The sequence below is a fragment of the Natranaerofaba carboxydovora genome, from assembly GCF_022539405.1.
Taxonomy (GTDB): Bacteria; Bacillota; Natranaerobiia; order Natranaerobiales; family Natranaerofabaceae; genus Natranaerofaba; species Natranaerofaba carboxydovora.
This window is the reverse complement of the sequence record NZ_CP054394.1, coordinates 1,696,167-1,710,011: the sequence shown is the minus strand read 5'-3', so window position 1 is coordinate 1,710,011 and position 13,845 is coordinate 1,696,167. Positions and strand designations below refer to the sequence as shown.

Genomic DNA, 13,845 nt, shown 5'->3' with positions numbered 1-13,845 from the left:
AGGATAGCTTTGTAATGAAGAAAAAACAAAAGCAATTTGCCGTTATAGGAATGGGGAGATTTGGCCAGAGCGTTGCCAATACTTTGTTTAATACAGGATATGAAGTACTTGCCATTGATAACAGAGAGAAAAAAATTGAAGAGATGGCAAAAAAGGTTACCCACACTGTCCAGGCTGATGCAACAGATGAAAAAGCGCTTAGATCTCTTGGGCTTAGAAATTTTGATGTAGTGATTATTGCAATTGGAGATGACGATATCAATGCTAGTATAATGACGACACTACTTGTTAAAGAACAAGGGGTTCAGATGGTAGTTGCAAAAGCTAACTCAGAAAACCATGGCAAAATTCTAGATAAAGTAGGTGCAGATAGGGTAGTTTTTCCTGAAAGAGATATGGGTGTTAGGGTTGCACATAACTTGGAATGTACAAATATATTGGATCATATTGAACTAACACCGGAATATAGCCTGGCTGAAATAGAAGTTACAGAAAATCTTGCTAACAAAAGTTTAAAAGAACTTGATTTGAGAGCAAAGTACGGGATAAATGTACTTGCCATAAAAAATTGTAACGATGAAGTTAACGTATCTCCTGGTGCTGATGTGAAGATTAATAGGGGCGACATTTTAATAGCTGTTGGCAAAGAAGACAAAATTAAAAAAATTGAAGAAATATAGTATTAAACAGGTGATATTACAAATATGGAAATTAAAAAGATAGAAAGTAAAAGCAATAAATATCTAAAAAACTATAGGAAATTAAACAAAAAAAAGTGGCGTGAGAAGCTAGGGCTTATCCCGATTGAAGGGGTTAAGCTAGTAGAAGAAGCTATAAATAATAATATCAATTTGGAATTTGTAATCATATCTGAAGAGTTCAAAGATAATTATGGAAGCAGCCAATTTTTTAAAGAGTTAAGTAAGTTAGAGACATTTTGTTATCTAGTAGATAATGATATATTTAAAAGTACATCTTTTACAGAGAGTCCTCAAGGGATTCTTGCTTGTGCTAGTGTTAAAGAGTATTCACTAGAAAAAATAATTGAGACAAAAAAAGACTTGATCCTAACTAGCAGTATTCAAGATCCAGGAAACCTGGGTACACTTATGCGAAGTGCTGTGGCTTTTGATTTTGGTGGTATTATTGTAACTGGTGATAGTGTTGATACAACTAATGAAAAAGTAGTAAGAAGCAGCATGGGTGCAATTTTTAACCTTCCATTTAGTAATAATAATACAGGCTTAAATGAGAATGATTTGATAGAAACTCTGTCTGAAGCTGGTTACAAATTAATTGCTGCCATGCCTGATGGTGACATAAGCAGTTATAATATTGAATTATCAAAAGATCCACTTTGCATTATAGTTGGAAGTGAAAGTTGGGGTATCTCAAAAGAAATTTTGGCCAGTGATTTAGACATGTTAAAAATAAAAATACCAATATCAGCCAACTCTGATTCTTTAAATGCTGCAGTGGCTGGTTCTATACTTATGTATGAAGTTTATCGAAGCCGATGATATAAGGGATTTAACTTGTTTTGAGTTGGGTTTTGTGATATAATTTACCCAAATTGATGAAGGGATGGGATCCCGGTATGTTGACTGCAGATTTTTTTTGGAGATTATTTAAGCTTACGGGATCAGTAACGGCCTATCTTATATATAAAGAATTAGTTTGATAAAAATATATTTGACGCTGGATATATTGTTTATTAGTGTTAAATGATAGTTAAGCACTTTACTTATTTAGGCCAGTTCTTAATTAGGGTATTTATTGGGTTAATTGGGTAAATTATTATATTACTGCGAAACCGGGCTTTCGTTCCTTATATGGCGAAAGTCTTTTTTAGTATATGAGGATTGATTCCACTAGAAAAAGTTAATTTTGAGGTTAGCTTTTTCTAGTGAAATCAAGCTTTGGATTCATAATTACAATTGTGATAGGGAGGCGGATTAAATGGAACAAGAGTTAAGAGATATGGAACAACAGGCAAAAGATAAAATATCAGCAGCAGAAAATTTAGACCAATTAGAAAAGATTAGGGTTGAGTTTTTGGGCAAAAAAGGGAACTTAACTACAATATTAAGAAAAATGGGCCAACTTCCAGAAGATGAACGACCCAAAATAGGTAAACTAGCAAATGAAATAAGAGACGGGTTAGAATCGTTTTTAAAAGATAGACAAGAAGAGCTTAAGGAAAAAGAACTTAAAGAAAAGTTAGAAAAAGAAAGAATAGACGTGACACTTCCAGGAAAGAAAATTGAACAAGGGCAAAAACATCCGCTAAACAAAGTTTTGGATGAAATCAATGAAATTTTCCTCGGGATGGGTTATACAATTCAAGACGGACCAGAGATTGAAACTGACTACTATAACTTTGAGGCTTTAAATATTCCTAAGGGGCACCCCGCAAGAGAAATGCAGGATTCTTTTTATTTTACCGATGAAATTCTACTTAGAACTCATACCTCACCTATTCAGGCAAGAACTATGGAGAAGATAGCTCCAAAGCTTCCTATAAGAATTATCTGCACAGGAAAAGTTTATAGAAAAGATGATGATGCTACTCATTCGCCTATGTTTCACCAGGTTGAAGGATTAGTTGTAGATGAAGTTATAACTATGGGAGACTTGAAGGGTACTTTACTTAATTTTGCCAGGCAAATGTTTGGTGAAAAACAGCAGATAAGACTTAGGCCTAGCTACTTTCCTTTTACTGAGCCTAGTGCTGAAGTAGATATATCTTGCGTAATATGTGAAGGTAGTGGCTGTAGAATTTGCAAGAATACAGGCTGGTTGGAGATTTTGGGTGCAGGGATGGTACATCCAAGGGTCTTTGAAATGTCCGGCTATGACCCCGAGAAAGTAACAGGTTTTGCTTTTGGCATGGGTGTTGAGAGAATCGCTATGTTAAAATATGGCTTTGATGATATGAGAGTATTTTTTGCAAATGATAAGAGAATGTTTAGACAGTTCATATAATACTTAATAGAACTTAGGAGGGGTTAGATGAAAATCTCATATAATTGGCTAAAAGAACTTTTGAATATAGATATTGATCCGTATGAACTAGCCGGGGAGCTAACAAATGGAGGAGTGGAAGTAGAAACAGTTAAGCCCTTTGTAGAAGATTTATCAAAAGAAAACTTGGTAGTTGGAGAAGTTTTGGATGTCTCTTCTCATCCAAATGCGGATAATCTTAGTGTTGTTGAAGTAAAGGCAGGAACAAGCGAAGACCCTCTACATATAGTTTGTGGTGCCGATAATGTTGCTAAAGGGCAAAAAGTACCTGTAGCTTTACCAGGGGCAGTGCTTCCAGGTGGGTTTAAGATAAAAAAAGCAAAGCTAAGAGGAGAAAAATCATATGGCATGATCTGTTCTAGTGAAGAACTTGGGCTGCTGCCAGAAGAGGGTGAAGAAGGAATTATGGTACTTGATCCTGCTCTTGAGGCAGGAGAAGACTTGGTGGAAGTTATGGGTCTTGATGATTACATACTTGAATTTGACCTGACACCTAATAGAGCTGATTGTCTAGGGATGATGGGAGTTTGTTATGAGGTAGCTGCGCTTTTAGACATTCCTTTTGAACCCCCAAAACCGCCAGTTACTTTTGATAAAAACGAAGCAGAAAATATGGTGAGTGTTGATATAAAAGATGAAGAACTATGTAATAGGTATACTGCTCATATCGTTAAAGATATAAAGATCGGGCCGTCTCCTACCTGGTTAAAACAGCGTCTTAGAGCTGTAGGGATTAGACCTATTAATAATCTTGTTGATATTACAAACTTTGTGATGTTTGAATACGGACAACCAATGCACGCTTTTGATTATGATAGAGTTTCTGGTGATGAAATAATTGTTAGAAGAGCATATGAAAATGAAAAGCTTACAACCCTTGATGAGAAGGAAAGGACTTTGGACGAGAGTGCTCTTGTTATAGCTGATAAAGAGCGAGCCATTGGGCTTGCAGGGGTTATGGGAGGTCTAAATACCGAGGTCACACCAGAGACAAAGACTATGCTTTTAGAGGCAGCGGCTTTTGATAATATTAACATTAGAAGAACGGCAAATAGACTAAATCTCAGGTCTGAGGCTTCCTTGAGATTTGAAAAAGGTATTGACCCAAATAATACTTTAAATGCTGCACTTAGAGCTTTAGAATTAATTGAAGAACTAGGAATTGGCAAAGTGGTCTCTGGTACAGTTGATGAATATCCAGTAAAAGCTTTTCCGGAAAAAATTAAGTTAAAAACTGAAAATGTCAGAAAACTTACAGGTTTGAAAATTAGTAGCAATGAAATCAAAGATGTTTTTAGAAAGCTTCAATTTGGTATTGAAGAAGTTGGAGAATCAGGCGCAGAAGACGAGATGTTAAAAATAACTGCGCCAACCAGAAGACAGGATATAAAAATTGAAGTTGATTTGATAGAAGAAGTGACGAGATTGTATGGTTATGATAATCTACCTACAACACTACCTGAAGGTATATTGACTCAGGGGATGATGACTGCCCCCCAAAAAATCAAGGAAATCATCAGAGATACAATGCTTTCAAGTGGATTGTGTGAGGTACTGACTTTTACTTTTATATCGCCTGAAGAATTTGACAGTATTAATCTTTCAAATGAAGACCCTCTAAGAAAAGCGATACCGATATCTAACCCTTTAAGTGAAGAGCAAAGTATAATGAGAACTACAATGCTGCCTTCTTTTTTATCGGTGTTAGAGTATAATCAAAATAGAGGCGAAGGAGATTTTCATATTTTTGAGATAGGTAAAGTGTTTTTGACAGAAGAGCTGCCGCTTAATACTCTGCCTGAAGAAAGAGAAATGCTTGCCTGTGCCATGATGGGCAAAACAACAGAAGAGGGCTGGTTAAAAGAAGGTGAAAAAGCGGACTTCTTTCACTTAAAAGGAATTATTGAATTATTGTTTCAAAGGTTAGGATTGGCAGATGAAATGGAATTTTTGCCTTATGAACATCCAAGCTATCATCCGACTAGAGCAGCCAAAATCAACTTGAAAGGAAAAGAGGTAGGTACTATAGGTGAAATACATCCTATGGTAGCATCTGAAAAATATGAACTAACAAATAGAGTGGTTTACTGCGAACTTAGAATAGATGAACTTGTTCAAAATGCAAATCTAGAAACAACTTATAAACCACTACCAAAGTATCCTGCTGTGTTAAGAGATATTGCTCTTTTGGTATCTAAAGATGTTCCTGCAGGTGAAGTAGAAGAGACGATAGAAAAAGCAGGTGGGGATCTTATAGAGGCTATTAGATTATTTGATCTTTATGAAGGAGAGCAGATACCAGAAGGTAAGAGAAGCCTTGCTTACTCCTTGAAGTTTAGAGCACCTGATAGGACTATGACTGATGAGGAAGTGGAGAATCTATATAATACTATAGAAAATGAGCTTAAAGATAAATGTGGGGCAGAGATTAGGAAATAGGAAAAGATGGCGTCCACTCATGCTGGGCGCCATTATAAATATCTTGAAGGATATTTTGAATAACTAATCGAATAAAATATTTAGGCGAGTAAAAATAAGATTAATTATTATAAGTCTGGAGGAGGTTAGCTATGCCTTCTAAAAAGAAAAACAAAAAAAATAAAAACAAGAATAATCATGATCAAGCTGAAAATCCTGAAATAAAAGGTGATAAAGAAATTAAAAACGAAAGTGATAATATAGATCAGCAAGATGAAAATTATAAAGATAGTTCATTGGATGCATCAGAAGACAAAAAACAAGAGGTTAATAAAGTTGTGGCAAGGATATTTGGTGAAGATTTTTGTATTAAAGGTGATCTTTCAGAGGAAGATATAAAGAAGATTGCAGAACTTGTGGATTACAAAATGACTGAGATATTTGAAAAACATCCAACCTTAAGCAGTCAAAAAATTGCTGTACTTGCAGCTTTGAATATTGCGGAAGAATATCTGCGTTTAGAAAAAGACCATAAGGAGTTATTAGCTTTAGTGGACGAAAGAGATTTAGCCAATGGTAGCTGATTTTAACTGGCTTGATATATTTGCTTTTTACTTATATTTTTTGCTGTTTTTCAAGGGGCAAAGCTGGGTTTTGTTTACCAGTTATTTAGCGTGCTACAACTATTAGCAGCGTATATTATTTCTGTTTCTTATTTTCAGGAATTAAGTGATTTTTTTAATGAAGTGCTAAACTTAGGTGGTTTTTTAGAAGGCAGTATATTGGTAAATATAGCTGCTTTTTTAATATTATTTTTTGTTACCAAGACTTTAATTAGCTTTGTCGGTGGAATAATAGGTATAAGTACTTTTTTGCCTGTTGTAAGTACATTGAATAGAGTTTTAGGAGGAGCTTTTGGCTTAATCAAAGGAATAATAGTGGTTATGATAGTGATGGCAATAATGTTTGTTTTACCCTGGGGATTTTTTCAGGAAAGTTTATGGGAATCACAGGTATTTTTATTTTGGCTGGAGTTTTGGCCAAAAATAATTTTGATGTTTATTTAGACTAATAGAGGTGTAATGAAATGACTAATATAGAAATAGCTTTGGTGTTAAAAGAGATAGCTAATTTTTTGAAGCTAAAAGAGGATAATCCTTATAGAGTAAGAGCATACCAAAAGGGAGCACAGATAATAGAGAGACAACAAGAAGATATTGTGAGACTTGTCCAGGAAAATAGACTTGATAGCATTGAAGGTATAGGTGAAAAACTTGCATCACAGGTTGAAGAAATAATAAAAACTGGCCGTTGTTCTTTTTTAGAAGAACTAAAATCAGAGTTTCCAGCTATTTTGAAAAGTATTCTTGGCATACCGGGAGTAGGTACTAAGACGGCTCGGATTATATTTAATAACTTGGAAATAAAATCTTTAAATGATTTGAAAAAGGCATGTGAAAGCGGAGAAGTTAGAAGACTCCCCTCTCTTGGCAAAAAAACAGAGAAAAATATATTGCAGGGGATAGAAAAACTAGAAAAGCAAGAACAAAGACATCTGTTAGGGTTAGCTTTTCCATTTGCTAAGAGTCTTTTAAATAATATTAGGGAATTTGATGAGGTAGAATTTGTAGAACTTGCCGGTAGTATTAGAAGAAAACAAGAAACAGTAAAGGATATTGACGTTATCGTTATCACAAATGATAATAACCGTCAGCAGGTAAAAGATAAAATAATTGATCTTCCGCTTATTAGACAAATCTTGAAAGATGACGGGGAAAAAATATCTTTTCTAAATATTATCGGGCTTAAGGTCGATGTTTTTATGTTGTCAGAAAGCAAATTTCCATTAGGATGGATAGAACTAACTGGCAACAAAGAACATGTCGAAATGCTAAAAGAAAGAGTAGCAAAGAAAAACCTTGAGATATCTTTGGGTGGGAAATTAAATAAAGAAAGTGTTAGCGAAGAGGATGTGTACAGTTTTCTTGATTTGCAGTATATTCCTCCAGAATTAAGAGAAGGCAAGGATGAAATAAATCTTGCTGAAGACAAGAATATCCCCGATTTGGTTGAGAAGTCTCAGTTGAAAGGTGATCTACACATCCATACTAACTGGAGTGATGGTACAGATAGCTTAGAAGATATGGCTTATAGTGCAAAAAATAAGGGTTATGAATATATAGCTGTCACGGACCATTCTCGGTCATTATCGATTGCTGGGGGTTTAAGCATCGATGAACTAAAAAATCAGACAGAAAATATAAGAAAGCTTAATGAAGAAAAGCAAGATAGCTTTAAAATATTTTCAGGAGTTGAAGCTGATATACTAAACGATGGCAGTCTTGATTATCCGGATGAAATTTTAAAGGAGTTAGATTTTGTGATCGGTTCTATTCATCAGGGATTTGGTCAGGATCAAGAAAAAATAACCAAAAGAGTATTATTAGCGATGGAAAATCCGTATGTAAGAGTGATAGCTCATCCCCTTGGTAGACTTATAAATAAACGAGAAGGCCATAAGCTTGACCTGGAGAGGATTTTTGAAAAGGCCATAGAAACAGGAACAGCGCTGGAGATAAACTCATCGGTGGATAGATTGGATCTACCTTTTAATTATGTAAAAAAAGCAAAAGAATATGGGATTAAATTTGTCATTAATACTGATGCCCACGATACTAATCGACTTGAAGAGATAAAATATGGGGTTTTTGTGGCGAGAAAAGGTTATTTGGAACAAAGTGATGTTATTAATACAATGTCCCTTGATGAGTTAAATTTATGGTTGAAGGAGAAAAAGCCCGGGAGGGAACAAAGTGAAAGATAAGTCTTATAAAAAGTTAGAACTAGATAAAATATTAGCCGAGTTAAAAAAAGAAACATATTCGGATATGGCTAAAGAAATGATAGATAATACAGAGTTTTCCCAGAATGTAGATGAAGTAAAAAAGATGCAAAAAGAGACTAGCGAAGCTGCTTTTTTGATCCGGGAAAGCGGGGGAATATCTTTAAATGGCTTAAAAGATGTTCGGGGACCTCTTCAATTAGCCAAAAAAGATGGAACACTTTCTATGGAACAATTTATAGATGTACTTAGTGTTCTGCAGGCTCAAAAAAGAGTACAAAACTTTTTTAAAGATGATGAAATATATGAATCATACCCTATAATTATGAATATTGTAGGGCAAATTCCTAGTCTAAAAAATTTAACTGTCAAACTTGAAAAGTTACTTGATATTGATAGAGTGGATTTTAAAGACAATGCAAGTGGTGAGCTATCAAGTGTTAGGAAACAAATAAAAAATAAAAGGTCGGATTTAAAAGGTCGCTTAGAAAAGGTTAAAAGAAGCTTTAGTAAGTACCTTCAAGATGAAGTTATAACTGTACGAAACAACAGGTACGTTCTTCCCGTAAAAGCTGAACATCAAGGTGAAGTAAAGGGTGTTACCCATGATTATTCTACAACCGGAGCGACCGTATATATTGAGCCAGAATCTTTGATGGAGTTAAGTAACGAAATCGCAAGACTTACTGCAAAAGAAGAAAGAGAAGTAGAAAGGTTATTAAGGCTTCTTAGCCAGGATATAAAAAATGAGAATGAAGGATTAAAACAAGTTCTTCAGTATCTAGTTGAGCTTGACTTTATTATGGCAAAAGGATCGCTAGCTATAAAAATGAATGCTGTAGAACCCGAAATAAATAGGGAGAAGAAGCTTGATATAATACAGGGAAGACATCCCTTGTTAGGAGAAGAGGTTGTTCCTGTAAGCGTAAACCTTGGTAAAGAGTTTAATACTCTGGTCATAACAGGACCTAACACAGGTGGGAAAACAGTAACCCTTAAAACGGTGGGTCTCTTTAGTCTTATGACTCAGTACGGGCTTCATATTCCTGCGGATGATGGAAGTGTAATGGCAGTTTTTGATGAAGTCTTTGCTGATATTGGTGATGAGCAAAATATTGAACAATCATTAAGTACATTTAGTTCTCATATGAAAAATATTATAGGTATTTTGGAAAATGCATCTTCTAATTCTCTGGTGTTACTTGATGAGCTTGGAGCGGGTACAGACCCTACAGAAGGTTCGGCCCTTGCAATGGCTATACTCGAATATCTACACAGTAGGGAGATTAGAACCATAGCTACGACACACTTTACCGGTCTGAAGAATTTTGCTTACAAAAAGCAGGGAATGGAGAATGCATCGGTTGAATTTGATGAAAAAACATTAGAACCCACATATAAATTAATGATAGGTATTCCCGGTAAAAGTAATGCTCTGGTGATTTCGAAGAGACTTGGTTTAAAGGATGAAATTATAGAAACTGCTAGAAGCTTTATAGGTGAGGGAGATCTAAAAGTCGATGAGCTTATATCATCTCTAACAAAGAAAGAGAAAAAATCAGAGGAATTAAAAGAAGATATTGAAAGGTCAAAAGCTGAGGTGAATAACCTGAAAGCTAGACTTACTAAGAAAGAAGAAGAGCTAAAAGAAAAAGAAAAAAATATAATAGAACGGGCAAGAGAAGAAGCAGCAGAGATAATTACAGAAGCTAAACGCCAGGCAGAAAGACAAATCTCTGAAATAAGAAAATTATCAAGTAAAGATTCGCACAAAGAAATAACAGAAACTTCAACGAATGTAAGAAATGAACTTACTCAAACAAAAGAAGCTTTAGAAAAAGAGCTTAACAAAACCACATCAAAGCCTATTGACCCTTCAGAACTAAAACCAGGTACAGAAGTATATGTAAAGAGTTTAGATAAACCTGGAACATTTCAAGAAATATCTGAGGACAAAAAAGAAGCCCAAGTACAGGTTGGACTTATGAAGGTGAATGTCAAAGTAAAAGAACTTTATCCTTACGAATCAAATGATCAAAAAGGAAACACTGCCAAGCAATATGGTAGTACTTCTGGTTCGCCAAAAGAAAATAAAGTAAGATCAAGTAAACTTGGTGTACAAAAAGCTGGATCTATGTCCCAGGAGTTAGATATACGGGGCCATAGGATAGATGAAGCTATACAAAAGATAGATAAATATTTGGATGATGCACTACTTGCTGGCCTTAATAGTGTTAGAATCATTCACGGAAAAGGCACAGGAGATCTTAGACGAGGAGTTCACTTTCATCTTGAGGGACACGGACATATAAAAAATTATAGATTAGGTGAAAAAGGTGAAGGTGGAGAGGGTGTAACCGTAGTAACTCTTGCTGGTTAAAAACAAAACTTTCCTCATATGACATCATGAACCAGACAGAATCAAAATTGAAAGTGTTTGCTTTTTAACAAATAAAATATAAAGGGATGGACTCCAATAAAAATTTGTGAGTCGCATCCCTTTATTACTTCTTAAGATTTTAATGAAGTTTTAGTCCTCATTATTTTCCTCTTCTCCCTCATCGTTGTTTTCACTGTTATTTTCGTCATTATTATTGTCATCATTGTCATCGGTATCTTCGTCATTGTTATTATCGTTGTCGTCATCGTCTTCTAAATCTTCTTCATCTATATCCTCAATATCATCTACATCATCTTCATCTATATCATCTATGTCGTCTAATTCATCGTCGTCTATATCCGGTTCTTCACCTTCGTCCTCGACAGCTACAATATTACTATCAGCTGATTCAACATCGTCTTCGTCTACTGTTCTAACAATATATTCATAGTTTTCACCTGGTTCTGCATCTTCATCTCTATAACTTGTAGCACTAATAGGTCTGTCATTTAATTTTGTGAATTCATCTTCATCTGGTGCTCTTCGATAAATATTATATCCTGCAATTTCTTCACCAAAAGGTGGGAACCAGGAGATTTCTGGAACCTCGTCATCTATTAAATCTAAAGATACACCAACTGGTCTATTAGGTCCATCAAGGTGTACTTCGCATTCTTCATCAGGTGCTTCTAAATCATGGTCCCATGGGCGTCTGCCTTCACTTTCTGGTGCCCATCTTTCGTCTGTTACTTCATAAGGTTCGTCTCTTTTTAGAAAAACTTCTGTTTCTATGGTGTCAGAAGGACAATAATCTCCTGCTATCTGCTCACTTTCACTGCATACTTCTTTTTCGACAAATACATCGCATTCTTCGCTTGGAACCATATTTCGTCTAAAATAATCCGTTGTAATATAATCTTCCGGAGTAAGATCTGATGGGCGAAGCCCAGATTTGCTACTTATCTCAATTGGTCCTGTAATATCTGATGGCATATCAAAATCACTGGGCTCTATACCTTCATGAGCTTGATCAAAGATTTGGTTGGTCATGCTAACTGGATAAGAAGTTGCACTTGGTATGAATTCACCACCAGAGTCAAATCCCATCCAGATTGAAATTACTCTATCCGGGGTATAACTGACCAACCATCCATCTCTGCTGTTTTGTGATGTACCAGTTTTAGCTGCCACCGGTCGGTCTACATTTAAGCTTGAAGCAGTTCCACTAGAAACTACATCTTTAAGTATATCTGTTATCAACCAGGATGTTTCATGGGAGACAACTGCATCTCTATCAGGATTTGATTCATAAATCACTTCATTATTTCTGTTTTCTATTCTTGAAATAGCGTTAGTTTCAACTCTAATTCCTTCATTTGCATAAACACCGTAAGCTTTAGCCATCTCGATAGGGTTTACATCAACCCCACCACCGATTGCAGAGGATAAATTGTTTTTATTACCCTCAGTTAATGTAGATAGCCCTAGATTTTGACCAAACTCTACCCCTGTATCCTTGCCGACTTCTTCAAAAGCCTTTACTGCAGGAACATTTAAAGAGTGAACAAGTGCTTCCCTAATTGTTATAAGTCCTCTAAAAGCTCTTGAAAAGTTTTCTGGAGTATAATAGCCACCAGAATCCTCCCAAGCTGTAGGGGCGTCATCTATTGCACTTCCTGGAGACATTATCTCTTCTTCAAAAGCTGCACCATAAACTATAATAGGTTTAAGCGCTGATCCAGGATTTATGCTATTACTATTAGCTCTATTTGCCATGTTTTCTATGCTGTACCCCCTACCGCCAAATAGTGCTTTTATTTCACCCGTTGCGGGATCTGTTATTACTGCAGCACCTTGAGGTTGAGGGATCCCATTATCACCAGTCAACGTCATCGGATAATTATCATTATTATCCATGACCTCTTCTACCCTAGCTTGTAAGTCCCTGTCCATATTAGTATAAATTGTCAACCCGCCATGATAAAGCATTTGTTCTGCTTCAGAGCGAGTATCTATAGATTCATCTTCCTCATCCATTTCACTTGCAAGTATTGGCAAAATCTCCTCATTGATTACATAATCAACATAATGAGGATAAGGGTATTCTCTAGCTTCAAGCTCATGGAGCATATCGTCTAAAGGTCTATTACTTGCCTCGTTAAATTCTTCTTGGCTTATATAATCCTGATTTAACATTGATTGCAATACAACCTGTTGTCTTTGCTTTGCTCCATCCGGGTTTTCATAAGGCGAAAGGCGACTTGGATGTCTGATGATTCCTGCAAGTAAAGCGGCTTCTTCAACCTCTAGCTCATCTACATCTTTGTCAAAGTAAATATTACTTGCAGCTTGTATACCATAAGCATTATGGTTAAAATAAACCGCGTTGTTTAAGTATAATTCTAAAATTTCCTCTTTCGTATATGCTCTTTCAACTTGCATTGCTAGCCAAACTTCTTGTGCTTTTCTTTCGAGACTTTGTTCAGGGGTCAAAAATGAATTTTTGACCAGCTGTTGTGTGATTGTACTACCACCATGAAGTCCACCAAAAGGTGAACCTGTTTCTCTCATATTAATCATCGCTGCCCTACCGATACCTCTAACATCAAAACCTAGGTGATCATAAAAATTAGAGTCTTCAATGGCTAAAAAAGCCTGCTTGACATGTTCAGGAACTTCGTCGAGTGAAACTGTTTCGCGATATTGTTCCCTATCTAATCTAACTATTAGTTCCCCATCTTTATCTTTTATTTTAGAAGGTAATGTAGACTCTAGTTCTGTAGGGTCGAAGTCTGGTATATCCTGTAATGAAGCAACAAACATTCCAAAAGCAGCGCTTCCACCAAAGACAATAAGAAAAGCTCCAATTACAAGTGCAATTTTTAGAGCAAGCACTAAAGATTTTTTATAATTTACTTTTATGTTTTTCTTTTTATTTTTCTTTCTCGGCGTTCTAGACTTCTTTTTATCAGTATCATTATTAAAATTAGTCATAGTCTTTACCCCTCCTGTACCTATCCTAAACGAAATTATATCACAATTAAAATGAATGTAAAAACTAAACTAAATTCATTTATATTATATTATACTATAAGACGAAAAAAACCTCTCAATGTTATGTTTTAATTGGAAAATCTTTTTTGTAAATGGAGGCTTGTTATGATAGAATATCTAAAGTTAA

At 35.4% G+C, this 13,845-nt stretch carries 10 protein-coding genes; 9 read left to right on the top strand and 1 reads right to left on the bottom strand.

Annotated features, from left to right (window positions below; all coding sequences use genetic code 11):
- Positions 1 to 14 precede the first annotated feature (14 nt).
- The 9 genes from ACONDI_RS08140 to ACONDI_RS08105 all read left to right on the top strand — a co-directional run bounded on the left by ACONDI_RS08140 (position 15) and on the right by ACONDI_RS08105 (position 10,664).
- A complete protein-coding gene (locus tag ACONDI_RS08140; protein WP_241078039.1) occupies positions 15 to 680 on the top strand; it encodes a potassium channel family protein in 666 nt (221 codons plus the stop codon).
- 24 nt (positions 681 to 704) lie between these two features.
- Positions 705 to 1,520, top strand: a complete 816-nt coding sequence (locus ACONDI_RS08135) for a TrmH family RNA methyltransferase (RefSeq protein WP_241078038.1) — start codon at positions 705 to 707, stop codon at positions 1,518 to 1,520.
- 56 nt (positions 1,521 to 1,576) lie between these two features.
- Positions 1,577 to 1,681, top strand: coding sequence for a YqzL family protein (locus ACONDI_RS15820; RefSeq protein ID WP_420848195.1), 105 nt, complete (start codon positions 1,577 to 1,579; stop codon positions 1,679 to 1,681).
- A gap of 278 nt (positions 1,682 to 1,959) precedes the next feature.
- Complete coding sequence (gene pheS / locus ACONDI_RS08130) at positions 1,960 to 2,985, top strand: phenylalanine--tRNA ligase subunit alpha (protein WP_241078037.1); 1,026 nt, start codon at positions 1,960 to 1,962, stop codon at positions 2,983 to 2,985.
- A 27-nt stretch (positions 2,986 to 3,012) separates the two neighbouring features.
- Entirely contained in the window at positions 3,013 to 5,463 is a 2,451-nt protein-coding gene (pheT, locus tag ACONDI_RS08125; RefSeq protein WP_241078036.1) for a phenylalanine--tRNA ligase subunit beta, read from the top strand.
- A gap of 131 nt (positions 5,464 to 5,594) precedes the next feature.
- The gene (locus ACONDI_RS08120) at positions 5,595 to 6,026 is read left to right on the top strand and encodes a cell division protein ZapA (protein ID WP_241078035.1); all 432 of its coding nucleotides are present in this window, start codon (positions 5,595 to 5,597) and stop codon (positions 6,024 to 6,026) included.
- 18 nt (positions 6,027 to 6,044) lie between these two features.
- Positions 6,045 to 6,509: a CvpA family protein gene (locus tag ACONDI_RS08115; protein WP_338086493.1), complete on the top strand. Its 465-nt coding sequence runs from the start codon at positions 6,045 to 6,047 to the stop codon at positions 6,507 to 6,509.
- A gap of 20 nt (positions 6,510 to 6,529) precedes the next feature.
- Positions 6,530 to 8,266: a DNA polymerase/3'-5' exonuclease PolX gene (gene polX, locus ACONDI_RS08110; RefSeq protein WP_241078034.1), complete on the top strand. Its 1,737-nt coding sequence runs from the start codon at positions 6,530 to 6,532 to the stop codon at positions 8,264 to 8,266.
- The gene (locus tag ACONDI_RS08105; protein ID WP_241078033.1) at positions 8,256 to 10,664 is read left to right on the top strand and encodes an endonuclease MutS2; all 2,409 of its coding nucleotides are present in this window, start codon (positions 8,256 to 8,258) and stop codon (positions 10,662 to 10,664) included. The genes polX and ACONDI_RS08105 overlap by 11 nt, the downstream gene beginning before the upstream one ends.
- A 150-nt stretch (positions 10,665 to 10,814) precedes the next feature.
- Here ACONDI_RS08105 and ACONDI_RS08100 read toward each other — a convergent pair whose 3' ends face one another.
- Positions 10,815 to 13,658, bottom strand: coding sequence for a transglycosylase domain-containing protein (locus ACONDI_RS08100; protein ID WP_241078032.1), 2,844 nt, complete (start codon positions 13,656 to 13,658; stop codon positions 10,815 to 10,817).
- Between the last annotated feature and the right edge of the window lie 187 nt (positions 13,659 to 13,845).